The 26,235-nt window shown below is 73.4% G+C and carries 19 protein-coding genes and 2 tRNA genes; 16 read left to right on the top strand and 5 right to left on the bottom strand.

The genetic code is table 11. The features are described 5' to 3' along the window. Positions 1-7: 7 nt before the first annotated feature. From E4N63_RS22385 to E4N63_RS22410, 6 genes are all read left to right on the top strand, one after another. Positions 8-1,837, top strand: coding sequence for an LCP family protein (locus E4N63_RS22385; RefSeq protein WP_230241551.1), 1,830 nt, complete (start codon positions 8-10; stop codon positions 1,835-1,837). A 150-nt stretch (positions 1,838-1,987) separates the two neighbouring features. Further along, on the top strand, positions 1,988-2,428 hold the full coding sequence (gene rsfS, locus E4N63_RS22390) for a ribosome silencing factor (protein ID WP_019709087.1): 441 nt from the start codon (positions 1,988-1,990) through the stop codon (positions 2,426-2,428). After that, positions 2,425-3,078 carry a histidine phosphatase family protein gene (locus E4N63_RS22395; protein ID WP_125621845.1) on the top strand — a complete coding sequence of 218 codons (654 nt, stop codon included), beginning with the start codon at positions 2,425-2,427 and terminating at the stop codon, positions 3,076-3,078. The genes rsfS and E4N63_RS22395 overlap by 4 nt, the downstream gene beginning before the upstream one ends. 156 nt (positions 3,079-3,234) lie before the next feature. Next, a tRNA-Ala gene (locus tag E4N63_RS22400) sits at positions 3,235-3,307 on the top strand. A gap of 160 nt (positions 3,308-3,467) precedes the next feature. Beyond that, a complete protein-coding gene (locus tag E4N63_RS22405; protein ID WP_167466102.1) occupies positions 3,468-3,629 on the top strand; it encodes a hypothetical protein in 162 nt (53 codons plus the stop codon). Continuing rightward, positions 3,629-3,862, top strand: a complete 234-nt coding sequence (locus tag E4N63_RS22410; RefSeq protein ID WP_019706682.1) for a hypothetical protein — start codon at positions 3,629-3,631, stop codon at positions 3,860-3,862. The genes E4N63_RS22405 and E4N63_RS22410 overlap by 1 nt, the downstream gene beginning before the upstream one ends. A 26-nt stretch (positions 3,863-3,888) precedes the next feature. Here the strand turns inward: E4N63_RS22410 and E4N63_RS22415 are convergent, their stop codons facing one another. After that, positions 3,889-5,307 carry a glycosyltransferase 87 family protein gene (locus E4N63_RS22415; protein WP_374112813.1) on the bottom strand — a complete coding sequence of 473 codons (1,419 nt, stop codon included), beginning with the start codon at positions 5,305-5,307 and terminating at the stop codon, positions 3,889-3,891. A 379-nt stretch (positions 5,308-5,686) separates the two neighbouring features. Here E4N63_RS22415 and E4N63_RS22420 point away from each other — a divergent pair. Next, positions 5,687-5,759: transfer RNA gene (locus E4N63_RS22420), tRNA-Ala, on the top strand. A gap of 174 nt (positions 5,760-5,933) precedes the next feature. Here the strand turns inward: E4N63_RS22420 and E4N63_RS22425 are convergent. Both E4N63_RS22425 and E4N63_RS22430 read right to left on the bottom strand, forming a co-directional pair. Beyond that, positions 5,934-7,505 carry an NADH-quinone oxidoreductase subunit NuoF family protein gene (locus E4N63_RS22425; RefSeq protein ID WP_125621843.1) on the bottom strand — a complete coding sequence of 524 codons (1,572 nt, stop codon included), beginning with the start codon at positions 7,503-7,505 and terminating at the stop codon, positions 5,934-5,936. After that, positions 7,502-8,929 carry a hypothetical protein gene (locus tag E4N63_RS22430; RefSeq protein ID WP_230241552.1) on the bottom strand — a complete coding sequence of 476 codons (1,428 nt, stop codon included), beginning with the start codon at positions 8,927-8,929 and terminating at the stop codon, positions 7,502-7,504. The genes E4N63_RS22425 and E4N63_RS22430 overlap by 4 nt, the downstream gene beginning before the upstream one ends. A 373-nt stretch (positions 8,930-9,302) precedes the next feature. On the opposite strand from E4N63_RS22430, the gene leuS reads away from it, so the two are divergent. The 5 genes from leuS to E4N63_RS22455 all read left to right on the top strand — a co-directional run bounded on the left by leuS (position 9,303) and on the right by E4N63_RS22455 (position 18,366). Then, complete coding sequence (leuS, locus tag E4N63_RS22435; RefSeq protein ID WP_230241553.1) at positions 9,303-12,209, top strand: leucine--tRNA ligase; 2,907 nt, start codon at positions 9,303-9,305, stop codon at positions 12,207-12,209. Between the two features lie 176 nt (positions 12,210-12,385). Then, entirely contained in the window at positions 12,386-13,204 is an 819-nt protein-coding gene (locus tag E4N63_RS22440; RefSeq protein ID WP_230241554.1) for a hypothetical protein, read from the top strand. 246 nt (positions 13,205-13,450) lie between these two features. Further along, positions 13,451-14,299, top strand: coding sequence for a DegV family protein (locus E4N63_RS22445; protein ID WP_230241555.1), 849 nt, complete (start codon positions 13,451-13,453; stop codon positions 14,297-14,299). A 642-nt stretch (positions 14,300-14,941) separates the two neighbouring features. After that, complete coding sequence (locus E4N63_RS22450) at positions 14,942-15,679, top strand: ComEA family DNA-binding protein (protein ID WP_308188731.1); 738 nt, start codon at positions 14,942-14,944, stop codon at positions 15,677-15,679. Beyond that, positions 15,676-18,366: a ComEC/Rec2 family competence protein gene (locus E4N63_RS22455; RefSeq protein WP_230241557.1), complete on the top strand. Its 2,691-nt coding sequence runs from the start codon at positions 15,676-15,678 to the stop codon at positions 18,364-18,366. The genes E4N63_RS22450 and E4N63_RS22455 overlap by 4 nt, the downstream gene beginning before the upstream one ends. A gap of 173 nt (positions 18,367-18,539) precedes the next feature. Here the strand turns inward: E4N63_RS22455 and E4N63_RS22460 are convergent, their stop codons facing one another. Beyond that, complete coding sequence (locus E4N63_RS22460) at positions 18,540-18,761, bottom strand: hypothetical protein (RefSeq protein WP_374112814.1); 222 nt, start codon at positions 18,759-18,761, stop codon at positions 18,540-18,542. A 171-nt stretch (positions 18,762-18,932) separates the two neighbouring features. Here E4N63_RS22460 and holA point away from each other — a divergent pair, with 171 nt between their 5' ends. Then, positions 18,933-19,928 (top strand): DNA polymerase III subunit delta, encoded by a 996-nt coding sequence (gene holA / locus E4N63_RS22465; protein ID WP_125621827.1) that lies wholly within the window; start codon positions 18,933-18,935, stop codon positions 19,926-19,928. 383 nt (positions 19,929-20,311) lie between these two features. Here holA and rpsT read toward each other — a convergent pair whose 3' ends face one another. After that, the gene (gene rpsT / locus E4N63_RS22470; protein ID WP_019709101.1) at positions 20,312-20,578 is read right to left on the bottom strand and encodes a 30S ribosomal protein S20; all 267 of its coding nucleotides are present in this window, start codon (positions 20,576-20,578) and stop codon (positions 20,312-20,314) included. 186 nt (positions 20,579-20,764) lie between these two features. Here rpsT and lepA point away from each other — a divergent pair, with 186 nt between their 5' ends. The 3 genes from lepA to hemW all read left to right on the top strand — a co-directional run bounded on the left by lepA (position 20,765) and on the right by hemW (position 26,221). Further along, entirely contained in the window at positions 20,765-22,639 is a 1,875-nt protein-coding gene (gene lepA / locus E4N63_RS22475; RefSeq protein ID WP_230241558.1) for a translation elongation factor 4, read from the top strand. Between the two features lie 232 nt (positions 22,640-22,871). After that, on the top strand, positions 22,872-24,758 hold the full coding sequence (locus tag E4N63_RS22480) for a long-chain fatty acid--CoA ligase (protein ID WP_230241559.1): 1,887 nt from the start codon (positions 22,872-22,874) through the stop codon (positions 24,756-24,758). A 230-nt stretch (positions 24,759-24,988) separates the two neighbouring features. Further along, positions 24,989-26,221, top strand: a complete 1,233-nt coding sequence (hemW, locus tag E4N63_RS22485; protein WP_125621821.1) for a radical SAM family heme chaperone HemW — start codon at positions 24,989-24,991, stop codon at positions 26,219-26,221. Positions 26,222-26,235 lie beyond the last annotated feature (14 nt).

The following is a 26,235-nucleotide window of genomic DNA, read 5'->3' on the forward strand; positions in this document are numbered from 1 at the left end:
GGCACTGGTGAACGACGCACACTCCGGGCGGTACGGGAGGCCCGAGGACGGCCGTGACCCCTATGTCTACGACCCGTACACCCAGCAGTACTACGACCCCTCACAGGGCGGCGGCGACCCGGCGCAGGCCGGGCAGGCACGCCGGCCGGACCAGCCGGAACAGCCGTACCCGTACGGCGCTCCCTACGGCGAGCAGGGCTCCTACGACCCGTACGGCCACCAGCAGCCGCAGCAGTCCCAGCCCCAGTCCCCGCAGCCCCAGCAGTACGACGCCTACGGCCGCCCCTACCAGCCGTACACGGACCCGCAGCAGCAGGGCTACGGCTACGACCCGGCCGCCTACGGCGCGACGGCGCCCGGCACCACCGGGCAGCAGCAACAGCCCGCGCAGCAGACGCAGCCGGGGACGTACGAGAACCGGCGCCCGTACGCGGCGCAGCAGGCCGGGGAGGAGAACTGGGTCCCCCCGCAGCAGACCCGTACCGCGGAGTCCGCGAACGGGCCGGCCCCCCGGCCCGCGCCCGCCGGCGGACGGGGGGACGGCGCGGGCGAGGGGGGAGACCCCGCCGGCTACCGCACCGAGCAGTTCTCGTTCATCGAGGAGCCCGACGAGGACGCCGAGGACGTCATCGACTGGCTGAAGTTCGCGGAGACCCGCACCGAGCGGCGTGACGAGCGCAAGCGCAAGGGACGCAACCGCCTGGTCGCCCTGGTCGTGGTCCTCGTCCTCGCCCTGGCCGGCGGCGCGGGCTACCTCTGGTACGCGGGCAAGTTGCCCGGCCTGTCCGGTTCCGGGGAGGGAACGCAGGCGGCCGGCGGTCCCCAGAAGCGCGACGTGATCATCGTGCATCTGCGGCACACCAAGGACGGCGGCAGCTCCACCGCGCTCCTGGTCGACAACGAGACCACCGGCAAGGGCACCACCCTGCTGCTGCCGAACGCCCTCGCGGTCTCGTCCGAGGGCGGCGGTTCCACGACCCTCGGCAGCTCCGTCGAGGAGGACGGCAACGGCCCCACCCGCGACGCCCTGAACACGCTGCTCGGCTCCGAGATCAAGCACAGCTGGCGGCTCGACACCCCGTACCTGGAGAATCTCGTCGAACTGGTGGGCGGGATCACCGTCGACACCGACGCCGACGTCCCGGGCGCAAAGAAGGGGGACGAGCCGCTCGCGCGGAAGGGGAAGGACGTGAGCCTCGGCGGCCAGGCGGCCGTCGGCTACGCCACCCTGCTGCGCGAGGGCGAGGCCCAGACCGACCAGCTCCAGCGCTTCGGCCAGGTCATGCGGGCCGTGCTGCGGAAGATGCCCGGCGAGGCGGAGATGGCCACCGAGACCGTCCGCTCCCTCAACCAGATCGCCGACCCCTCGCTCACCGAGGCACAGCTCGGCGCCTCCCTGGCCGAGCTGGGGGAGCAGGCGAAGGGCGGCGAGTACGCCACCGAACTGCTGCCCGTGCGCCCCGACGGCACGCTCGCCCCGGAGACCGCCGAGACCGTGGTCAAGGACGTGCTCGGCGGCAAGGTCACCAACGCCGACCCGGACGCCACCCCGAGGATCAGCGTCCGCAACGCCACCGGTGACGACAGCGCCGCCGAGAAGGCGCGGGTGGCCCTGGTCAACGGCGGCTACACCGTCGTGAACGGCGGCAGTGCCGACGCAGCGCAGCAGCTCTCCCAGGTGACGTACACCGAAGCCGGCCAGGCGGCGAAGGCCGAGGAGATCGCCGTCACGCTGGGCCTGCCGGAGACCGCGGTGAAGAAGGGCAAGGGGGCGTCCAACGCCGATGTGACGGTCGTCCTGGGGCAGGACTACGAGGCCGGGCAGGGCTCTCCGTAGCGGCCGGACCCGGAGCGGGCCGCGCCCGGGCCGATCCCGGCGGGCGGAGCCGTACGGCACTGTCCGCCGGGCGTGCGATCCTGGATACCGGTCGTGGCGCCCCCCGGGGCACCGCGGCCGGTCCTCCGTTCCTCGACCGAAAGCCTGCCTGTGACCGCCACGGACCGCTCCATCGAGCTGATCAACGCCGCCGCCCAAGCGGCCGCCGACAAGCTCGCGCACGACATCATCGCGTACGACGTCAGCGACGTGCTGTCGATCACCGACGCCTTCCTGCTCGCCTCGGCTCCCAACGACCGCCAGGTCAAGGCGGTCGTCGACGAGATCGAGGAACGGCTGAACAAGGAACTGGGCGTCAAGCCCGTGCGCCGCGAGGGCGACCGGGAGGCCCGCTGGGTGCTGCTCGACTACGTCGACATCGTCGTGCACGTCCAGCACAGCGAGGAGCGCGTGTTCTACGCGCTGGAGCGGCTCTGGAAGGACTGCCCGGAGCTGGAACTGCCCGCCGACGCCGCCGCGACCCGGGGCCGGTCCGAGGAGTACGCGAAGAGCGCGGCCGACGGGGCCGGGCAGGACGGTGAGCTGAACTGAACGGCAGCAGCAACGGCCGCGGCCGCCGCATCGTGCTCTGGCGGCACGGCCAGACGGCCTGGAACGTGGAGCGCCGCTTCCAGGGGACGACCGACATCGAGCTGACCGGCACCGGCGTCGCCCAGGCCCGCCGCGCCGCCCGGCTGCTGACGGCCCTGGAGCCGCAGGCGATCGTGGCCTCCGACCTCCGGCGCGCCGCCGACACGGCCGCCGAGCTGGCCGTCCTGTGCGGCCTGGAGGTCACCCACGACGCGGGACTGCGGGAGACCTTCGCCGGCAGCTGGCAGGGACTGACCCACGAGGAGATCGTCGGGCGCTACGGCGAGCAGTACGCCCGCTGGAAGCGCGGCGAGGCGGTGCGCCGCGGCGGGGGCGAGCTGGAGACCGAGGTGGCCGACCGGGCGGCGCCCGTGGTCATGAGCCACGCCGACAAGCTCTCCGACGGCGGCACGCTCGTCGTCGTCAGCCACGGCGGCACGATCCGGACGACCATCGGCCGGCTGCTCGGCCTGGACTCCCACCACTGGGAGGCGCTCGGCGGCCTCTCCAACTGCTGCTGGTCCGTGCTGAGCGAAGGGGTGCGCGGCTGGCGGCTCACCGAGCACAACGCCGGAACGCTGCCCGAGCCGGTGCTCGGCGACGACACCTGACGGACCGGCCGGCGGGGCCCCGAGCGGCGCCGCGGGCCCGGCCGCGGCCGCACACCGGGCGCCCGGGGGCGGATTTCTCATTCCGGCTGGTCACCGGTTAAGCTTCTGCTCGTTCACAGCGCGGCGGTGGAAACCCGGCCGGTGCGCGGCGAACACGGGGCTATAGCTCAGTTGGTAGAGCGCCTGCATGGCATGCAGGAGGTCAGGAGTTCAATTCTCCTTAGCTCCACCCTCATGCGATCCCGTCTCCCCTCCGGGGAGGCGGGATCGTCGCGTTGCGGGAGGAACCGGAACGACAGCGACCGCGGGCGGACGACTCCTGTGCCGTGGGCGCTGACCGGGCCGGTGCTCCCGTGGCAGAATCGGACGTCGGAAGGGGAGGGAGTCAGATGCCGACGAGCACGATCGAGGCGCCGGCCCGTCCTCTCGGCAGCACCGTGCCCCTTCTCCACTGCCCCTCCTGCGGATCGGCCCTGGTCGCCCAGGTGCTCGGGGACAACGGCGGAGTTTCCTACGTCTGCACGGCCTGTGGCCACAGCTGGAGTGACTGATGGGTGCCCACAGCCGGAAGTGCGACTGGTGCGGCAGCGGTACGCCCGTCGTCCGCGACATGGAACCGCTCGACTCCGACTACCAGTACTGGTGCGAGGAGTGCGCGCGGGCCCTGATCATCGTCGGCGATCCGATCGAGACCTACCGCGAGCTCGACGGCGAGCCGATCTACGGACGTCTGCTCGACGAGTACTGCACGCTGAAACGCTTCTACTCGTTCGCCACGGCCTGACCCTCCCGGCACCGGCGCCCACCCCTTCACCGCGCCGGACCCGCTCCGGCCGCCGGCTCCGCCCCGGCCCCGGCCGCCGTCGCGGCCCGGCGCCGCAGCGCCCGTACCGCGACGACCGCGGTGAGGCCGATGAACGCCGCGCCGCACAGCGGATACCCGGCCGAGAGCAGCATCTGAGCGCCGTTCTGGCGCAGTTCCGCCCGCGCGCCCGGGGTGTGCGGCACCCACCACAGGGCGTACGAGCAGAAGAGCAGCGCGGAGGCGGCGGTGGCCGCGCGCCACACGCGCCGCCCGGAACGGTGGAGCGTTTCCGAACCCAGCAGCACCAGCAGGGGTATGCACCACACCCAGTGGTGCGACCAGGAGACCGGGCTCACCAGCAGGGCGGTCATGGCGCAGGCCACGGCGGCCCAGGCGTCCAGCCCCGCCAGCAGCGCGGCCGTCCCGGCGGCCAGCCCGGCGACGGCCACCACCGCGGCCGCCCCGGCCCACCACAGCCCGGGATCGGGGGTGTGCAGCAGCCGGGCGAGCGCCCCGCGCAGCGACTGGTTGGCGGTCTGCTCGACGAGGCCGGGACGGTCCGTGTTGAACATCACCTCGGTCCAGAAGCGGCGTGAGTCGCGCGGCAGCGCCACCGCGGCCAGCAGGGCGGTCCCGAGGAACGCGGCGCACGCCGTCAGCGCCTGCCGCAGCAGCGGGTTCCAGAAGCACGCCCGGCCTGTCCCGCCCGCCCGGCCCGCATGGCCGGCAAGACCTGTCCTGCCCGGCGAACCCGTCCGCCGCCCGCGCAGCCGCTGCCATCCCCGGACGGTGCCCGCCACGGCCAGCAGGACCGCGAAGAGCGCCGGCGTCAGCTTGAGCCCCGCCGCCATCCCGATGCCGAGACCGGCCCAGCGGTAGCCGGCGTCCCCGGGGCGCCGGGAGAGGTCCCACAGCACCAGCACCGCCAGCAGCAGGTTTATCTGGCCGTAGCGCAGCGTCGTCCAGACCGGTTCGCACCAGACCGCCGCGGAGGCCAGGGCGAGTGCCACCGCCGCGCGGGGCCACCACAGGGGGCGGCCCACCAGCCGCAGCGTGAGATGGACGAGCACCACCAGCAGCACCAGGTTCCCCGCGGTCGCCAGCGTCCGCATCTCGTCCACCCCGAGCAGGGTGAGCGGCATGAACAGCAGTGCCGCGAACGGCGGATAGGTGTTCGGCAGCCGGGCCTCGGTGGCGCGCATCGCGTACAGGTCCGCCCCGGCGCGCGCGGCCCAGCCCTCGGCCCGGTAGACCATGAGGTCGATCATCGTGACGTTCGCCAGGCGCTGGGCGCACCAGAAGAGCGCGAAGGAGAGGAGGCAGCACGCCAGGGTGGTGAGCATCGGCCGGCCCCGGATCAGTTCACGCGTCGCCGGCGGGAGGGACGGGGCGAGGGCCTTGTCGGCCGACTCCGTAGCGGTCACGCTGCGGGGCTCCAGTCGGGTTCGGGGGACGGACCCGGCTGTGCTCCGGGTGCGGGGACCGATGCTAAGGGTTGTCCCGTAATCCCCGGCGGGGCGCGACGCCGGCTACGGCACTCCCCCAGCCTCCGGCCGGGGGCGCCCCCACGCCGCGTTGTCGGAACGTCCGCACACATCCAGCATGCGGACGCCCCTCCGCCTTGCGATGCACCGCATCCGACGCCGCGCGCTGCCCCACCGCGGATTACGGGACAACCCTTGGCCAGACGACTACCCCGGCGGGGCCCGCGGATGATCCGCCCGCGGGAGAATGATTTGGCGTCGAGCGGTGGAGTCCGTGTAATGTTGGCGCAGCCGCCACGGGGAACCGGGGCCGGAGCGCGGGGCTATAGCTCAGTTGGTAGAGCGCCTGCATGGCATGCAGGAGGTCAGGAGTTCAATTCTCCTTAGCTCCACAGTGAACAGAGCGGGCCGTCCGATCGGACGGCCCGCTCTGTCGTTCCCGGAGTGTGGTTCCCGCTGCCCGTGGGGTTGCCCCCGCCGTGTGTACGGACGCCCGACGCGCGGTGCCCCCGCCCGCGTCACCGGGACGCGGGCGGGGGCACCGGGGGTGGCCGTGACGGCCCGACTCAGCCGCCGCCGCGCGGAAGCGCCTTGCGGCCGCCCGAGGGCGGTATGGCGTTGCGCGGGGCCGGGGCCTCCTCCAGCCGCAGCGCCAGCTCGGGACAGCGGCGAACGGCCCGCTGCGCCTCGCCCTGCAGATGCAGCGGCACGGGTGTGTCGGCCAGCACCGGGTAGCCGTCCGGGCCCTGCCGGACCAGTTCGGGCAGCACCCCCACGCAGATCAACTGGCCCTTGCAGAGGGTCCAGTCCACCATCAGCTTCTGCCCGCTGGGGATGCCCTCCTCCTGGTAGCCGGGCGACGGGAGCGGCAGCACGCCGTGGGTGGGCCGGCCGCAGCCGCCCTGGAGCGCGTGCGCCGCGAGGTCGTCGGTGAAGGCGCTCAGTGAGGAGGTGAGGAAGCGCACGGAGCCGTCCGGGTGGGCACAGGCGCCGCGGCCCTTCACCGACTGGGTGACCTGCCGGAGCGCCTCCAGCGCCGTACGGCCGCCGCCCCCCAGCACCTCCGCGAGCCCGGCCGCCGCCGCGGGCAGGCCGAGCTTGCAGGGGCCGCACTGGCCCGCCGTCTCCGCAGCCAGCCAGTTGGCGACCCGCAGGCACTCGCCCAGCGGGCAGGTGTCCGGGCTGAGGGGCAGCAGCGCGCCGGCGCCGAGAGCCCCGCCCGCCGCGTCCATCGAGGCCCGGGAGATGGTGGCGCCGTGCGCCGACATCCCGTCCATCCACTTGCCGTGGTAGCCGCCGGAGAGTACGCCCTGCGGCATCGGCGGGGCCCCGGCCAGCTCCAGGACGTATCGCAGCGGCACCCCGCTGGGCACCTCCATGACCAGCGGCCGCGGCACGGAACCGGAGACCGTGAGCATGACGGTGCCGGGCTCGGTGCTCAGTCCGATGCTGCCGTAGCGGTCGGCGCCGAGCCGTGCGGCCACGGCGAGTTGGGAGAACGTCTCGCAGTTGGACAGCAGCGTGGGCGCGTTGGCCACCCCCGAGTCGGAGGCGCGGACCTTGCGTCCGGGCGGCAGCGACGGCCCCCCGTTCGCCGCCCGGATCACCGCCGAGGACTCGCCGGAGACCATCCGCTCGGGCGTGCGCACGACCCGCGCGCGCAGCGGCTGCCCCCGGCGGTCCGAGAGCCCGCGCTCGGCCAGGGCCTGCCGCATGGACGCCTCGGTGGAGTCCCGGGTGACGGCGATGACGAGGGTGCGGGCGCCCAGCGCCTCGGCCGCCAGCAGGGCCCCGTCCAGCGGCAGGTGGGGGGCCCGGTTCATGATCAGGGTGTCCTTGCGGCAGTTGGGCTCCCCCTCACTGCCGTTGATGACGACGACGGGGCGGACCCCGCGGCGTATCGCGGACTTGGCCACCGCCCGCAGTTTCTTGCCGAAGGGGAAGCCGGCGCCGCCCTTGCCCTTCAGCGAGATGAGCTCGGCCAGTTCGGCCAGGCGCTCCCCGGGCATGGGCTGGAGTGGCCCGTGCACCTTCAGGTGCATGTCGAGATCCAGGCGGTGGGCGAGGTCCAGGCCGGCGGTCAGCTGGGGGACTCCCACGACCCGGAGATCGAGTACGTCGGGCAGCTCGGCGTTTATGGTCGGCCTCCTGCGGTCTCTTGCCAGGGTTCACCGGGCGGGGGCGGATACGAGAATCCGGTCGAGGTGTCGGTCAGCGGGTCCGGCTGGGGCGCGGGCCTGATGTTCTCGGCCGGTGCGGGCGGCGGCGGGGACGGCGTCGGCCAGCGCTCGGATGATGCCAGATGGGTGACGCCGGGGAACGGCTCGGTCAGCGGATCGCGCAGCGGGTCCGGGCCGCGTCCGGCCGAGGGGTCGCCCATCTGCCGGGGGAAGGGCTCCGTCAGCGGGTCGCCCTGGCCCGTCACCGAGCCGGTCAGCGGCTGGCCCACCTGACCGCCGGGCCCACCCCAGCCGCCGTATCCGTCCGTCCCGCCGTATCCGTCCGATCCGCCGTATCCGCCCGTCCCGCCATAGCCGCCCGTCCCGCCGCCGGAGTCCGCGAAGGTCGGCATCTGCCGGGTGGGCGCCTCGGCGAAGCCCTGGCCGGCCGGCGCCGACAACGAGCCCCCCGGCCCGCCGGACGTCTGGTCGGACGCCATCGCGCGGTAACCCGCCGAGAGACCGGATCCCAGACCGCTGCCGATCGGCACCGCGCGGGTCGAGTCGAGCGGTGGCCGCATCTCGTCGCGGACGCCGGCGGAGGCGGGCGCGGACGCTGCCGCGCTGCGCGGCCTGGCCCCCGCGCCCGGCAGCGGGGAGACCGAGGTGTCGCGGCGGGCGCCCTCCTCGGCCGCCGCGGCGCGGCCGCGTCCCGCGCCGAGGGCCTCCGGCTGCATCACCGACAGCACCAGCTGCGCGATCCTGCGCCGCTGCGGCGGGGGCAGCAGCCGCGCCGCCACCGCCAGCCCGACGGCCAGCAGGGACAGCCCGTACATGACGGTCACCCAGCCCGCGGCGGGACGACCCGCGTAGAGGCCGTGCATCACGGCGAAGCACCACGACGGGTAGGCCACGGCGTGGATGGCGCGCCAGCGGCCCGCGACCTCCCGGTTGGGCACGAAGGTGCTGCGCAGCGCGCCGGTGGAGCCCGCGATCACCATGAGGTAGGCCGCCATCGAGCCCATCCCGATCAGCCCGCCCGTACCGGTGATCCCCAGGCTGAAGGGGACCAGGGCGGCGATCAGGGGAGCGTGGTCCAGCGAGACCTTGACCGCGACGTGCACCACCATGAAACCGAGCGAGGCGACGGCGACGGCGCGGTGGACCCCCTGCGCCAGCAGCCGGTCCCGCGGGTTCAGCAGCAGCCGGTGGGCCGCGATCAGGCCCCACACCACCGACGCGGTGAGAGTGAGGAGCGACAGGACGCCGGCACCGAAGTCCAGGAAGGCGCGGAAACGCTCACCCGTGGCCAGGGCCAGGATGAGCGGGATCACGATCAGGAGTGCGACCGACGCGGCGAAGACCTTCGTCTGCGATGCGGCCGGTTTGGGTATGGAGGACATGTTCCGTGGAACCTTGCGGTGAGGTTTCATGCGAGGCGACTCCTGTGGTGCGAAGAAGGGGTCCCGGCTCCGCATGCTAAGTGGCCTGTCCGGCAACGTCCGGGCGAGTTGGATATTTGCTCGAACGACCAATACGGAGCGGGAGCGCCCAGCGTTCAATCGGCGGCTCGGTGCGTCGGCCGGGACCGCTGCGGTACCCTGACACGCATGCGTGCCGTACGCCTTCTGCTTAGCGAGCCGCGCTGATCAGTCCCGGCCGGTGGACGAACCACCAGGCCGGAATCGGCGCGGCGTCCCCTCCTGTGTGAGGGGTTTTTCCATTTCCGGAACATGCCTCGCAGACGGCCGAGACGATCGATGGAGCTTTGAGACGATGAGCGACACCCATTCCGCCCCCGGGCCGGCCACGGCGCCCTTCCGGTACGAGGCGGCCCTGGCAGCCGACATCGAGGCACGCTGGCAGGACTTCTGGGACGCCGAGGGCGTCTACGAGGCCCCCAACCCCACCGGTGACCTGGCCGCGGACGGCGGCGCCGACGCGGTGGGCCGGCCCAAGAAGTACGTCATGGACATGTTCCCCTACCCCTCGGGCGCGGGACTGCACGTGGGCCACCCGCTGGGCTATATCGCCACCGACGTCTACGCCCGCTTCAGCCGGATGACCGGCCACAACGTCCTGCACACCCTGGGGTTCGACGCCTTCGGCCTGCCCGCCGAGCAGTACGCCGTGCAGACCGGCACGCACCCGCGGGCCAGCACCGAGGCGAACATCGAGAACATGAAGGCCCAGCTGCGCCGGCTGGGCCTGGGCCACGACAAGCGCCGGTCGTTCGCCACGATCGACCCGGACTACTACAAGTGGACCCAGTGGATCTTCCTGCAGATCTTCAACTCCTGGTACGACGAGGTGGCGGACAAGGCCCGGCCCATCGCCACCCTGGTCGAGCAGTTCGAGAGCGGGGAGCGCGACACTCCCGCCGGATGGCGCCCCTGGAGCGAGCTGGACGCGGCCGGGCGGGCCGGTCTGCTGGGCGAGTACCGTCTGGCCTACGCCTCCGACGCGCCGGTCAACTGGTGCCCCGGCCTGGGCACCGTGCTGGCCAACGAGGAGGTCACCGCCGAGGGGCGGTCCGAGCGCGGCAACTTCCCGGTCTTCAAGGCCAAGCTGCGCCAGTGGAACATGCGCATCACGGCCTACGCCGACCGGCTGCTGAACGACCTCGACGCGCTGGACTGGCCGGAGGCCATCAAGCTGCAGCAGCGCAACTGGATCGGCCGCAGCGAGGGCGCCCGTGTCGACTTCCCGGTGCGCACGGCCGCCGGCGGTGAGCGCGCGATCACCGTCTTCACGACCCGGCAGGACACCCTGTTCGGTGCCACCTACATGGTGCTGGCCCCGGAGCACGAACTGGTCTCCGGCGACGACTCGATCGTCCCGGCCGCCTGGCCGGAGGACACCCACGCCGTCTGGACGGGCGGGCACGCGACCCCGGCCGAGGCCGTCGCCGAGTACCGCAAGCAGGCCGCGTCGAAGTCCGATGTCGAGCGGCAGGCCGAGGCCAAGGAGAAGACGGGTGTCTTCACCGGCGCGTACGCCGTCAACCCGGTCAGCGGCGAGCGCGTGCCCGTCTTCATCGCCGACTACGTCCTGATGGGGTACGGCACAGGCGCCATCATGGCGGTACCGGCGCACGACAGCCGTGACTTCGCCTTCGCGCGCGCTTTCGAGCTGCCGATGCGCTGCGTCGTCGAGCCGTCCGACGGCCGCGGCACCGACCCGGCCGACTGGGACGACGCCTTCGCCTCGTACGACGCCCGGATCGTCAACTCGGCGGGCGAGGACGTGTCGCTGGACGGACTGACCGTCACCGAGGCCAAGGCGCGGATCACCGACTGGCTGACCGAGCGCGGCATCGGCGAGGGCACCGTCAACTTCCGCCTGCGCGACTGGCTGTTCAGCCGCCAGCGCTACTGGGGCGAGCCGTTCCCCATCGTCTACGACGAGGACGGCGTCGCCCATGCGCTGCCCGAGTCGATGCTGCCGCTGGAACTGCCCGAGGTCGACGACTACTCCCCGCGCACCTTCGACCCGGACGACGCCGACACCTCCCCGGAGACCCCGCTGTCCCGGAACGAGGAGTGGGTGAACGTGCGTCTGGACCTGGGTGACGGGCGCGGCCCCCGGATGTACCGCCGCGAGACCAACACCATGCCCAACTGGGCCGGTTCCTGCTGGTACGAGCTGCGCTACCTGGACCCGCACAACAGCGAGAAGCTGGTCGATCCCGAGATCGAGCGCTACTGGATGGGCCCGCGCGAAGGGCAGCCGCACGGCGGTGTCGACCTGTACGTGGGCGGCGCGGAGCACGCCGTGCTGCATCTGCTGTACGCCCGCTTCTGGTCCAAGGTGCTGTACGACCTGGGGCACGTCTCCTCCGCCGAGCCCTTCCACAAGCTGTACAACCAGGGCATGATCCAGGCCTACGTCTACCGCGACAGCCGCGGCATCGCGGTCCCGGCGGCCGAGGTCGAGGAGCGCGACGGCGCCTTCTGGTACCGGGGCGAGAAGGTGACGCGGCTGCTGGGCAAGATGGGCAAGTCCCTGAGGAACGCCGTCACGCCCGACGAGATCTGCGCCGAGTACGGCGCGGACACCCTGCGCCTGTACGAGATGGCGATGGGCCCGCTGGACGTCTCCCGGCCCTGGGACACCCGCGCGGTCGTCGGCCAGTACCGGCTGCTGCAGCGCCTGTGGCGCAACGTCGTCGACGAGAACACCGGCGAGGTGACCGTCACCGACGCCGAACCCGGCGAGGCCACCCTGCGCGCCCTGCACAAGGCCATCGACGGCGTCACCCAGGACATGTCCGCACTGCGCTTCAACACGGCGATCGCCAAGGTCACCGAGTTGAACAACCATCTGACCAAGGCGGGCCGCCCGGTGCCCCGGACCGTCGCCGAGCGGCTGGTGCTGCTGGTCGCGCCGCTGGCTCCGCACATCGCGGAGGAGCTGTGGCACCGGTTGGGCCACACCACCTCGGTGGTCCACGAGCCCTTCCCTGTCGCCGACCCGGCCTACGCCCAGGACGAGACGGTCACCTGCGTCGTCCAGGTCAAGGGGAAGGTGAAGGCCCGGCTGGAGGTGGCGCCGTCCATCGCCGAGGGCGAACTGGAGGCGCTGGCCCTGGCGCAGGACGCGGTACGGGCCGCGCTGGGCGGCGCGGACATCCGCAAGGTGATCGTGCGGGCCCCGAAGCTGGTCAACATCGTCCCGGCGTGACCGGCGGCCCGTAGGGGTTTCTCAGGGTTTTTCCCGGGCGGGCCCGGGGGTCGTACGGAACCCCCGCCCCGCCCCGGGCGTTTACCGTGGAGGGGTGGGGCGCGCGGTGCCCCACTGTGCGGGCGAATGTTCCGGACGCCGCGCACCGGTGGACGGAAGACTGCGAGGGAGCGTTTATGGAAGCCGCGATTCTGGTGGTGATCCTCTTCTTCGTGCTCTTCGTCGCGGGCGGGGTGTATGCGACGGCCAAGGCCGTGGGAGCCGCCAAACGCGGTGTCGACCGCACGGTCGCGCAGGCCCGCCGCACCGTCGAGGACACCACGCTCAAGGCCCGGCAGTTGACCCTGCCCGGGGCGGCCGGCGAGGTGGCCCAACTCCGGCTCTCGCTCCGCACCTCCATGCGGGCCACCCAGGAGACCCTGCGGGCGGCCGCGCCGGAGGACGCCTCGCTCGGAGAGGCGCTCGGCCTCTTCGACCGGCTCAGCGCGCACGGCAGGGAACTGGACGCCGAGCTGAAGCGCCTGGAGAACGAGCCCGACAAGAGCCGGGTCGCCGCATGCCTTCCCGGACTGCGGGAACGCGCCGAGCGGATCGTGCACTCGGCCGACTCCCTGCGCTGGGCCGCACAGGACCGCGCCCGCCAGTTCGCCGACGACGACCTGGGCGACCTCACCGGACAGATTCAGATGGAGGCGGGCGCCCTGCGGCACTGGACGCCGGCCGAGACCCCGGGCCGGACGCTGGCCGGCGGTGACGCCGGGCCTGCGGACGCCGCGGCCCCCGCAGGGCCGGGCCCGGTTCGCTCGCACTCCACCGGACGGGACTCCGCCGGACGGGACTCGGCCGGGCCGGACGCCACCCGGCCGGAGGCCCGCCCAGGGCAGTCCGGAGCGCCGGAGGCCCCGCGGACACCGCCCGCCATCACGGCCCGCGACTCCCGGCTGCGCACCGGTTTCCCCTGGGAGAAGACCCGGCGCCCCGAGAGCACCACATGAGCCTCCCGCACCCCGTGAGCCGTCCGCGCGGTGGCGCGTCCGCCGCCGCCGCGGGGCCGCCGACGGCCGTCGGTCCGACCGGACCGGAGTCCGTACCGGCGGCGTCCGGCCGGAGAGTGCCGGTCCTCCGCACCCCGGCTCCGGGCCCGCCGCCCCGGTTCCTGCCGGCGTCGCGCTCCGGGACCGGTGGCCGGCAGGCCGCCCCCGTGCTGTCCGCGCATGTCATCCCCGGATAGCCTCCCCTTCATGTCCCGCCATGTCGCGATCGTCACCGATTCCACGGCCTATCTGCCGCCGCAGGCGATGGAACGGCACGCCATCAGGGCCGTACCACTGACCGTGGTCCTCGGTGACCGGGCCCTGGAAGAGGGCACCGAGGTCTCGGCACGGTCGGTCGCCCAGGCGCTGCGGAGCCGGACCCCGGTGACCACCTCCCGGCCGAGCCCGGAGATGTTCGCGGCCACCTACCGTGAGGCGGCCGTGGCCGGGGCGACCGGGATCGTCTCCCTCCATCTGTCGGCGGAGATGTCCGGCACCTATGACGCGGCGGTGCTCGCTGCACGTGAGGCGCCGGTGCCGGTGCGGGTCGTGGACACCGGCATGGTCGCGATGGCCCTCGGTTTCTGCGCCCTGACCGCCGCGGAGACCGCGGAGGCCGGCGGCACTCTGGACGAGGCGGTGGCCGCGGCCGAGAAGCGGGCGGAGGGCACCACGGCCTACTTCTATGTGGACACCCTCGACTACCTGCGGCGCGGCGGCCGGATCGGCGCCGCGCAGGCTCTGCTCGGTTCGGCGCTGGCGGTGAAACCGCTGCTGAGACTGGGCGGCGGGCGAATCGAGCCGCTGGAGAAGGTGCGCACGGCGTCGAAGGCCATCGCGCGGCTGGAGGAGATCGTCGTGGAACGGGCCGCTGCCGGCCCGGTGGACGTCGCGGTGCACCATCTCGCCGCGGCGGAACGGGCGGAGGCCCTGGCGGACCGGCTGCGGAGGCGGGTGCCCGGGCTGGCCGAACTTCTGGTCAGTGAGGTGGGCGCGGTGATCGGCGCCCACACCGGACCCGGGCTGCTGGGCGTGGTGCTGTCGCCGCGGATCTGACCGCGCGCGGCCCGCGGTCTGGGCCGGACCCTCCGTACCGCGGGGGAGCGGGGCCGCGGGAACACCGCCCGGCGCCGCCGGCGGACGCGGCGGCCGGGTGAGGACGGTGAGCGGAGCGGCGGACCACCCGGTGCGGCGGATCCGGAAGCAGCGCGCCAGGAGGGCACGGAGACGGGGCAGCGGCGAGGCGGGAAGACGGAAACGGCTCATGCCTCGCAGTGAAGCGGCAGATGGGTCGAATTGGTGGCCTGAGAGCGGACATTCATCCGAAACGGTCACGGAGTTTTCCACAACCGGCGAGTTGTCCACGGAATTTCGGACCGTTCTGCCGGGGACGGACACCCGGCCTACCGTCACCGCATGGACATCCGATCACACTCCGTGACGACCCCGTCGGGGCCGGCCCGCGGCGCCACGCGCGGCCCCGGAAGGCCCGGGGCGGATCACCGCGCCCGGCGCCGGCACCGGTCTCGTCGTACGACGCCTCACGACCGCCGGGACGCACCGGACGGAACGAGGGCGCGCGCGACGGCCCTCTTCGGTGGCCTTCCGGCCCGGGAGCCGGTCGTCCCCGAACCGGAGCCGCCGGCCGAACCCGTGCCCGCACCGGTGAGCGCCCCGGACACGCCGGGGCGGAGCGGGGTGCGGGAGCGTCCGCTGCCGTGGTCCGCCCGATGGCGGCTCGCCCTCTGCGAACGGCTTCCGTTGTGGGTGGGCCTCCGCTGCGGAGCGGACCCGAGGACGCTCGCCGCGCTCGCCGTCCTGCTCGTGGTCGCGGTCGGATTCGCGGGCTACCACTTCTGGAGCGGACGCCCCGAGACGGTACGGGTGCCCTCGGCCGAGCCGGCCGGCGCGGCGGATCCGGCGGCCCTTCCGGGAACCGGGGAGCCCGATCCGGCTCCTCCCGCCCCCGGCCCCGCCCGGCCGGCCGGTGACCGCGCCGTCGTGGTGGACGTGGCCGGCAAGGTCCGCGAGCCGGGGATCCACCGGCTCCCCGCGGGATCGCGGGTCGCGGACGCGCTGGAGGCGGCGGGCGGTGTCCGTCCCGGCACGGACACCGCCGGGCTCAACCGGGCCCGGCTTCTCCTGGACGGTGAGCAGATCGTGGTGGGTGGTCCCGCACCGGCGGCCGCCACCGGCGGGGGAGCGGCGGGCACGCCCGGTCCGGCACCCGGGGGCGCGGTCGCCGGCCCGGTCAGTCTCAGTACCGCCACCCTCGAACAACTCGACGGCCTTCCCGGTGTCGGACCGGTCCTGGCCCGGCGCATCCTCGAGCACCGCGACCGCCAAGGGGGTTTCACCTCCGTCGACCAGCTCCGCGAGGTGAACGGGATCGGCGACCGCCGGTTCGCGGACCTCCAGCCCTTGGTGCGGCCATGACCGGGACGGCCGTCCCCGCCGTCTCCCCCGGGCGGAGCGCGGTCTCTCCGCGCCCGCGTCCGGAGGGTCCGGACCTGCGGCTGCTGCCGTGCGCTCTGGCCGCCTGGGCGGCTGCCGCCGTGGCGGTCGGCGTCCGGCCCCCCGTCGCGGCGGTCGGCGCGGTCTGCTGTGCGGCGGTGGGCCTGGCGCTGCTGCTCGCAGCTCTCGCCCACGGCCCGGGAGCGCGCGGCCGGAGCCGGATTCCCGGCCGGGCGGCGGGCGATCCGCCCGGAACGGGGCCGGAGGCGGGGACGGCCGTGCCCCGGCGCCGGGGCAGCGCGCGGGTCGCGCTCGCGACGGCCCTCTTCTGCGCGGCGGCCGCGGCGGGCTCGGGGGCTTTGCACGCCGCCGATCTGTACCGGGGACCGCTGCCCGGCCTGGCACGGCAGTCGGCCGAGATCACGGCCGAGGTGACGGTCACGGGCGATCCGCGGCTCACCCGTCCGCAGGTGAACGGTCCACGCAGCAGTCCGCCCGCCGTGGTGCTGACGGCGGAGGCCCGGCGGGTCACGGCTGCGGACGGTGCGGCCACCGAGGTCCGCACCCCGGTGCTCCTCATCGTTCCGCTCCGGGCCGACACGGGAGGCCGGGGCGGACAGCGCACGGGCGTGCGGGAGCGGGCGGCGTGGCTGAGGCTGCTGCCGAGCACGCGGCTGCGGCTGGAGGCGCGGGCCGTGCCGTCGCAGGGCGGAGGAGACCGGATGGCCGCGGTGCTGCGGGTCGGCGGCAAGGGACCGCCGGCGGTGGTGCGGGGACCAACCGCCGTGCAGCGGGCGGCCGGTGAGCTGCGGGCGGGGCTGCGGGAGGCGTCCGACGGGCTGCCGGCCGATGCCCGGGCGCTGCTCCCCGGACTGGTGGTGGGCGACACCTCCCGGGTGCCGGCCGATCTCGACCGGGCCTTCCACGCCACCGACCTGGTGCATCTGCTCTCCGTGAGCGGAGCCAACCTCACGATCGTGCTGGCCCTGCTGATCGGGCCACCACATCTGGCACTCCGGGCCGAACGGCGTGGCCTGGCGCCCCGGTTCGGGATTCCACTGCGCGGCACGGCCCTGCTCGGCGGGCTGCTCACCCTGGGCTTCGTCATCGTGTGCCGGCCGGAGCCGAGTGTCCTGCGGGCCGCGGCCTGCGGTGGGATCGCCCTGCTGGCCATCGCCACCGGCCGGCGGAGATCACTGCTGCCCGCGCTGGCCGCCGCGGTGCTGCTGCTCGTCCTGTACGACCCGTGGCTGGCCCGTTCCTACGGCTTCCTGCTCTCGGTTCTGGCGACCGGTGCCCTGCTGACCATCGCTCCGCGCTGGAGCGCGGCCCTCCAGCGGCGGCGGGTACCGGGCCGGCTCGCCGAGGTGCTGGCGGCCGCCGCGGCGGCGCAGGCCGTGTGCGCGCCGGTGGTCGCGGTGCTGGCGGCGCGGGTGAGCCTGGTCGCGGTCCCGTGCAATCTGTTCGCCGAACTCGCCGTGGCCCCGGCCACGGTGCTCGGCTTCGCCGCGCTCGCGACCGCCCCGTTCGCCATGCCGGCCGCCGAGGCACTGGCCCGGCTCGCCGCCTGGCCGGTGGAGTGGATCGCGGCCGTGGCCCGTACCGGCGCGGCGCTGCCGGGCGCGGAGCTGGACTGGCCCGGCGGCTGGACCGGCGGGCTGCTGCTCGCCGCCCTCACGGTGCTGCTGGTGCCGGTGGCGCCGCGGCTGGCCCGCCACCCGTGGCTCTGCGCCGCCTGCGCCCTGGTCCTGCTGGCGGTCGTGCTGCGCCCGGGCCCGCTGCCGCGGTTCGTCACCGGCTGGCCTCCGCCGGGGTGGCGGCTCGCCGTCTGCGACGTGGGCCAGGGAGAGGCCCTGGTGCTTGCGGCGGGCGGGGACCGTGCCCTGGTCGTCGACGCCGGGCCGGAGCCGGAGGCGGTGGACCGTTGTCTGCGGAGCCTCGGCATCCGGCACGTCCCGCTTCTGGTCCTGACCCATTTCCACGCGGACCATGTGGCGGGTCTGCCCGGTGTGCTGCGGGGCCGGGCGGTCGGCGCCATCGAGACGACGACGCTCGAAGAGCCGCCGGGCCAGGCCGCGTTCGTGCGCCGGACAGCGGCAGCGGCGGGAGTGCGGGTGCTGCGGACCACTCCGGGGGAGCGCCGACTGGGCCCGGTCGCCTGGCGGGTCCTCTGGCCGTTGCCGGGCCGGACCGCGGCCACCGGTGCCAATGACGCCAGTGTCACCATGCTGGTCCGCACCGCGGGACTGACCCTGCTCCTGCTCGGCGATCTGGAACCGCCCGCGCAGCAACGCCTGGCGTCCACCGTCCCGTTGCCGCCCGTCGACGTCCTCAAGGTCGCCCACCACGGCTCCGCCCGCCAGGACCCCGGGCTGCTGGCCCGGCTGCGGCCCCGGATCGCCGTCATCTCCTGCGGGGCCGGCAACGACTACGGGCATCCGGCTCCGCGTACGGTCGCCGCCCTCCGCGCCGGGGGCGCCGTCGTGCTGCGGACGGACACGGACGGGGGAATCGCGGTGACCGGTCCGCCCGCCCGGCCGGGCGCCGCCGTCACGGCCGGCAGAGCGACTCCGGCAGGGAGCGGTGGCCGACGCAGGGCACGCGGCCGTGGGAACGCATCACGTTCTCGGCGGTGCCGCTGTGGAGACAGGCCAGGAAATCGGCGGTGAGACCGCCATCCCGGGGAGTGCCGTGGGTGTGGACGTACTCGACCGTCCAGTACGGGTGGCGGCCCTGCTCCACCGGTTCGCTGTCGGGCTCGATCATCGGAGGCTGTTCGGGATTGTCCCTTCATCGGCGCAGGCTCCGTCCCCGCCCCGGCCGGACCCGCGCGCTCCCGGCGTCAATCCGACTCCAGCCAGCCGTCGTACTCGGCGGCGAGCGCGTCCAGGGCCGCCGGGTCCAGGTCGGGCGCCGGCTCCTCGATCACCACCAGCCACTGGGCGTCCTCGGCGTCGTCCTCACCGGCGAGCGCCTCCCGTACCAGTTCCGGTTCCCTGCCGAGGCGGAAGCGCTCCACGGCCTCGGCGGCCGCTTCCTCGGCCGCGTCCCGGTCGGGCAGCACCAGCAGGTGGTGTACGGCTTCCGCCCCGGCCGGGGCGGGCTCGTCGGGCGGGGTGTGCTCCGTTCATCCGCACATTGTGCGATACCGGCGGCCGCGGCCCGGGCCGCGGGGTCGGGCAGGGGCGGTCCACCCGGCGAGCGCTGTCGGCGCCCCGTGGGATGCTGGACCGCGATGGCCAGAAAGACGACGACCGACGACCCGCTCGCCCCCGTCACGCTCGCCGTGGGCCAGGAGGAGCTGCTCCTGGAACGCGCCGTGCGGGAGGTGATCGCCGCGGCGCGCGCCGCCGACGCCGACACCGACGTGCGCGACCTCACGCCCGACGTCCTGCAGCCCGGCACCCTGGCCGAGCTGACCAGTCCGTCGCTCTTCGCCGAGCGGAAGGTCGTGGTGGTGAGGAACGCCCAGGACCTCTCGGCCGACACGGTCAAGGACGTCAAGGCCTATCTGGGCTCGCCCGCCGAGGAGATCACCCTCGTGCTCGTGCACGCCGGTGGCGCCAAGGGCAAAGGGCTGCTGGACGCGGCGCGCAAGGCGGGGGCCAGGGAGGTCTCCTGTCCCAAGATGACGAAGCCCGCCGACCGGCTGTCCTTCGTCCGGGGCGAGTTCCGTGCCGCGGGGCGGTCGGCGACGCCGGAGGCGTGCCAGGCCCTGGTGGATGCCCTGGGCAGTGATCTGCGGGAGCTGGCGAGCGCCTGCTCGCAGCTCGCCGCCGATGTCGACGGCCCGATCGACGACGCCGTCGTGGCGCGCTACTACACGGGCCGCGCGGAGGCGTCCAGCTTCACGGTCGCCGACCGGGCGGTCGAGGGCCGGGCCGCCGAGGCCCTGGAGGCGCTCCGCTGGTCGCTGTCCACCGGTGTCGCCCCGGTGCTGATCACCAGCGCGCTGGCTCAGGGGGTCCGGGCCATCGGCAAGCTGGCGTCCGCCCCGCGCGGGGCCCGGCCCGGTGATCTCGCCCGGGATCTGGGCATGCCGCCCTGGAAGATCGACCGGGTGCGGCAGCAGATGCGCGGCTGGTCGGCCGATGGGGTCTCCGACGCGTTGCGGGCCGTCGCCGAGGCGGACGGTGCCGTCAAGGGCGGTGGCGCCGACCCCGGTTATGCGCTGGAGAAAGCCGTGGTGGCGGTGGCCCGCGCGGCCCGTCCGGCGACCCGGCGTCCCTGACCCGGCCCGGGCCGGGTCAGGGCTCCCTCGGCCACGCCACCGGCATCTCCGGCCCGCTCCACGCCGTTCCTGCCGCTCTTGCCGTTCGCGGGTCCGGGAACGCCGAAGGCCCCGCGCCACCCGGGGAAGGGGTGGCGCGGGGCCTTGCGGTCCGAGCTGGGTTGCGCCGCACCCGCGTGGCGAACGCAGGCCGCGTGCGGCGCGGTTCCGCGGCGGGGCCGCGGAGGAGTGGTGCCGGTTCGGAGCGGTTGAGAGGGCCCGCTGGGTCCGGACCGGCGGTTACCGGGAGCAGAGATCCCGGGTCGGGCGAATGAGGTACGGCCTTCCGCGGCGTGCCGCCGGCGGGTCGGTTCCGTACCGCGCGTGAGACGGAGGGGCGGAGGTCAGCCCTTGAGGGAGGCGACCCGCTGGGCCAGCGCCGACTTCTTGTTGGCGGCGGCGTTCTTGTGGATCACGCCCTTGCTGGCGGCCTTGTCCAGCTTCTTGGAGGCCTCGCGGACGGCGACGGTGGCCTTCTCCAGGTCACCGGCCTCGACGGCCTCGCGGGTCTTGCGGATCGCGGTCTTCAGCGAGGACTTGACGGCCTTGTTGCGCTGGCGCGCCTTCTCGTTGGTCTTGTTCCGCTTGATCTGGGACTTGATGTTCGCCACGTAAAGAGCCTTTGCAGCTTCGTCGGATTCTCGGGGGCGCCGTGCGAAGAGGGCACGAGACGCGATGGACCAGGCTACCAGCAGGCCCGAGGCCTCCCAAACCGGACCGGGCGCCGCGGTCGTGGGACGATGGGGGCACTGTCACAGACCCGACCAAGCTGCGTCTCATCACCGAATGGACCCTGCGTGCCCGCGACCCCTACCCCTGTGCCGGAGCCGAGCCGTACCGATCCGGCGCTGATCCGCAACTTCTGCATCATCGCGCACATCGACCACGGCAAGTCGACGCTCGCCGACCGGATGCTCCAGCTGACCGGTGTGGTCGAGCAGCGTCAGATGCGCGCCCAGTACCTCGACCGCATGGACATCGAGCGCGAGCGCGGCATCACGATCAAGTCCCAGGCGGTGCGGCTGCCCTGGGCGCCCGGAGAGGTCGAGAGCCGGGGCACCACCCATGTGCTCAACATGATCGACACCCCCGGCCACGTCGACTTCACCTATGAGGTCTCCCGTTCCCTGGCCGCCTGCGAGGGCTGCATCCTGCTGGTGGACGCGGCCCAGGGCATCGAGGCCCAGACCCTCGCCAACCTGTATCTGGCGATGGAGAACGACCTCACGATCATCCCAGTGCTGAACAAGATCGACCTGCCGGCCGCCCAGCCCGAGAAGTTCGCCGCCGAACTGGCGCATCTCATCGGGTGCGACCCGTCCGACGTGCTGAAGGTCTCGGCGAAGACCGGCGAGGGCGTCGAGGCGCTGCTCGACAAGGTCGTCGCCGAGGTCCCGGCACCGGTCGGCGACGCCGCCGCCCCCGCCCGCGCCATGATCTTCGACTCCGTGTACGACGCCTACCGCGGCGTGGTGACCTATGTGAAGGTCGTCGACGGCCGCCTCGCCAAGCGCGAGCGGATCCGGATGATGTCCACCGGCGCCACCCACGAACTGCTGGAGATCGGCGTCTCCTCACCCGAGATGACGCCCTCCGACGGCCTGGGCGTCGGCGAGGTGGGTTATCTGATCACCGGGGTGAAGGACGTCCGCCAGTCCAAGGTCGGTGACACCGTCACGCTGCTCAACAAGGGCGCCACCGAGCCGCTGGGCGGCTACAAGGACCCCAAGCCCATGGTGTTCTCCGGCCTCTATCCGCTGGACGGCTCGGACTATCCGGAACTCCGTGACGCCCTGGACAAGCTCCAGCTCAACGATGCCGCCCTGGTGTACGAGCCGGAGACGTCCGCGGCGCTCGGCTTCGGCTTCCGCGTCGGCTTCCTGGGCCTGCTCCATTTGGACGTGATCCGCGAACGGCTGGAGCGCGAGTTCGGCCTCGATCTGATCGCCACCGCGCCCAACGTGATCTACCGCGTGATCATGGAGGACGGCACCGAGCACACCGTCACCAACCCCAGCGAGTTCCCCACCGGCAAGATCGCCGAGGTCCACGAGCCGGTCGTCCGGGCCACCCTCCTCGCGCCCAGCGAGTTCATCGGGGCGATCATGGAGCTCTGCCAGACCCGCCGCGGCACCCTCCTGGGCATGGACTACCTCTCCGAGGACCGTGTCGAGCTCCGCTACACCCTGCCGCTGGCCGAGATCGTCTTCGACTTCTTCGACGCCCTGAAGTCCAAGACCCGCGGGTACGCCTCGCTCGACTACGAGCCCACCGGCGAGCAGACCGCCGATCTGGTCAAGGTGGACATCCTGCTCCACGGCGACAAGGTGGACGCCTTCTCGGCGATCACCCACAAGGAGAAGGCCTACGCGTACGGGGTGCGGCTCGTGGCCAAGCTGCGCGAGCTCATCCCGCGGCAGAACTTCGAGGTGCCGATCCAGGCCGCCATCGGCAGCCGGGTCATCGCCCGCGAGACCGTCCGCGCCATCCGCAAGGACGTCCTCGCCAAGTGCTACGGCGGTGACATCTCCCGGAAGCGGAAGCTGCTGGAGAAGCAGAAGGAGGGCAAGAAGCGGATGAAGATGGTCGGCAGCGTGGAGGTGCCGCAGGAGGCGTTCATCGCGGTGCTGTCCTCGGACTCCGCCGCGGGCGAGAGCAAGGGCAAGAAGTAGCCCGCGGCTCCCGAGCCCTCCGAGGCCACGCCGTGAAAGGCGCCCGTCCCCGCCGGACGGGCGCCTTTGTGCTGGCCACGACCCCGGGGAGGGGTAGGTTCCGCTTTGCGAACGAGTGGCTCTCAGACCCTTACAAACGGGCCGGTCGCCCTCTACTCTGGGCCTGCCTGAAGGTTACTCGCCGGTTAAACAAGTTCCGTTTCAGCACCACAGCGGGGCACGGAGGATTGTCGTGAGCGACACGCAGACGTTGATTGAGAACAGGCCGCCCTCCGTGGCGACTCTTTTCCTCGACCGGGTCGAGTCGACCCCGGACCGGGAGGCGTACCGCTATCCGGTCCCGCCTGCCTCGGGCAAGGGCCCCGACGAGTGGCGCTCCTACACCTGGGGGGAGGCGGCCGAGCGGGTCTTCGCCGCTGCCGCCGGCCTGATCGAGCTGGGCGTGGAGGCCGAGCAGCGGGTCGCCATCGCCTCCAACACCCGGGTGGAGTGGATCCTCGCCGACCTGGGCATCCTCTGCGCGGGCGCCGCGACCACCACGGTCTACCCCAGCACGAACGCCGAGGAGACGGCCTACATCCTCGCCGACTCCGGCAGCCGCGTGCTGATCGCCGAGGACGCCACGCAGCTCGCCAAGGTCCGTGAGCGGCGTGCCGAGCTCCCCGAGCTGGCGCATGTCGTGGTGCTCGACGAGGCCGCCGCACCCGCCGAGGGCGACCCGGAGGGCTGGGTCCTCTCCCTCGCGGAGCTGGAGCGGCGCGGCGCGGCCCGGCTGGAGAAGGAGCCGGACCTCATCCGCAAGCGGGTCGCCGCGATCACCGCCGACCAGCTCGCCACCCTCATCTACACCTCGGGCACCACGGGCAAGCCCAAGGGCGTGCGGCTCCAGCACGACTGCTGGTCGTACATGGCCAGGGCGATCGAGGCCAGCGGGCTGGTCACCGGTGAGGACGTGCAGTACCTCTGGCTGCCGCTCGCCCACGTGTTCGGCAAGGTGCTCACGGCCGGCCAGATCGGCGTCGGGCACGTCACCGCGGTCGACGGCCGCATCGACAAGATCATCGAGAATCTGCCGGTCGTGAAGCCGACCTACATGGCCGCCGTGCCGCGGATCTTCGAGAAGGTCTACAACGGGGTGGCGGCCAAGGCCCGGGCCGGCGGCGGCGCCAAGTACAAGATCTTCCAGTGGGCGGCCGGTGTCGCCCGCGAGTACGCCCGGGTGTCCCAGGACAACTACCGCCGCACCGGCAAGGCGGCCGCCCCGGCCGGCCTGACGATCAAGCACGCCATCGCCGACAAGCTCGTCTACGCCAAACTGCGCGAGGCCTTCGGCGGCAATCTGCGGGCGGCCATCTCCGGCTCCGCGGCCCTCGCCCCCGACATCGGCTTCTTCTTCTCCGGCGCCGGCATCCACATCCTGGAGGGCTACGGCCTCACCGAGTCCAGCGCCGCCAGCTTCGTCAACCCCGGCGAGGCCTACCGGACCGGCACGGTCGGCAAGCCCATGCCGGGCACCGAGGTGCGCATCGCCGACGACGGCGAGATCCTGCTCCGCGGCCCCGGCATCATGCAGGGCTACCACGGGCTGCCGGAGAAGACCGCCGAGGTCCTGGAGGACGACGGCTGGTTCCACACCGGGGACATTGGCGAGCTCTCCGCCGACGGCTACCTGCGGATCACCGACCGCAAGAAGGACCTGATCAAGACCTCGGGCGGCAAGTACATCGCCCCGGCCGAGGTCGAGGGCCAGTTCAAGGCCGTCTGCCCGTTCGTCTCCAACATCCTGGTGCACGGCGCCGACCGGAACTTCTGCACCGCCCTGATCGCCCTCGACGAGCCGACGGTCACGGGCTGGGCCGAGGAGAACGGCATGGCCGGCAAGCCGTACGCCGAGGTCGTCGCCTCCCCGGCGATGCACCAGCTCATCGAGGGCTATGTGCAGCGCCTCAACGAGGGGCTGCAGCGCTGGCAGACGATCAAGAAGTTCCGCATCCTGCCCCGGGACCTCGACGTCGAGCACGGCGAGCTCACCCCGAGCCTCAAGCTCAAGCGTCCGGTCGTGGAGCGCGAGTACAAGCACCTCATCGACGAGATGTACGCGGGGTCGCGCGAGGCGTGACGTGCGGGGCGGTGGCTGCCCGGGGGTACGGGGGTGGCTCCCCGGGTGGTTGCTGCCGAGCACCTCATCGAGGAGATGTACGCGGGGTCGCGCGAGGCGTGACCCGAGAACGGCCCGGGCCCGGCGTGGAGGCGATCCGCGCCGGGCCCGGGCCGTGTTCCGTCCTCCCGCCGTCCGCCCCTCCGCCCGTACCGTCGGGGGACCCGTGGCGATGACGGACAATGGCCGGTATGCCCTCCGTACTGCCCGACGGCGAACCCGTGCCCGACGACGGGGCGCTGCCCGCCCACGCCCTCGACGGCGCCGCGGAGCGGCCCCTCGGCTTCTATCTCCACGTGCCCTACTGCGCCACGCGCTGCGGCTACTGCGATTTCAACACCTACACCGCCGCTGAGCTGCGCGGCTCCGGCGGCGCCCTCGCCTCGCGCGAGAACTACGCCGACACGCTGGCCGAGGAGGTGCGGCTGGCGCGCAAGGTGCTCGGCGACGACCCGCGCCCGGTGGAGACCGTCTTCGTCGGCGGTGGTACACCGACCCTGCTGCCCGCCGCCGGCCTGTCGCGGATGCTCGGCGCGATCCGGGACGAGTTCGGGCTGGCCGAAGGGGCGGAGATCACCACCGAGGCCAATCCCGAATCGGTGGACCCCCGGTACCTCGACGGGCTGCTGGAAGGGGGGTTCAACCGGATCTCCTTCGGGATGCAGAGCGCGCGGCAGCACGTCCTGCGGGTGCTCGACCGCACGCACACCCCCGGCCGCCCCGAGCGCTGCGTCGCCGAGGCGCGCGCGGCCGGCTTCGAGCACGTCAACCTCGACCTCATCTACGGCACGCCGGGCGAGAGCGACGACGACTGGCGCGCCTCGCTGGACGCGGCGATCGGCGCGGGCCCGGACCATGTCTCCGCCTACGCGCTGATCGTCGAGGAGGGGACGCAGCTCGCCCGGCGCATCCGGCGCGGCGAGGTACCGATGACCGATGACGACGTGCACGCGGACCGCTACCTGATCGCCGAGGAACGGCTGTCGGCGGCCGGTTTCCACTGGTACGAGGTGTCGAACTGGGCGACCACCGAGGCCGCCCGCTGCCGCCACAACGAGCTGTACTGGCGCGGCGCCGACTGGTGGGGCGCGGGCCCCGGCGCGCACAGCCACGTCGGCGGGGTGCGCTGGTGGAATGTGAAGCACCCCGGGGCGTACGCCCAGGCGCTCGCCGAGGGCCGCGCGCCTGGTGCCGGGCGCGAGGTGCTGACGGCCGAGGACCGGCGCGTCGAGCGGATCCTTCTCGAACTGCGGCTCTCCGACGGCTGCCCGCTGGAGCTGCTGGCCCCGGCAGGCCTGCGCGCGGCGGCCCGCGCCGTGGCGGACGGCCTGCTCCGGCCCGGGCCGTACGAGCACGGCCGGGCGGCTCTGACGCTGCGCGGACGGCTGCTCGCCGACGCGGTGGTCCGCGACCTGGTGGACTGACCCGGGGGCCGGCG

The organism is Streptomyces sp. MNU89 (assembly GCF_020982505.1).
GTDB lineage: Bacteria > Actinomycetota > Actinomycetes > Streptomycetales > Streptomycetaceae > Streptomyces > Streptomyces xinghaiensis.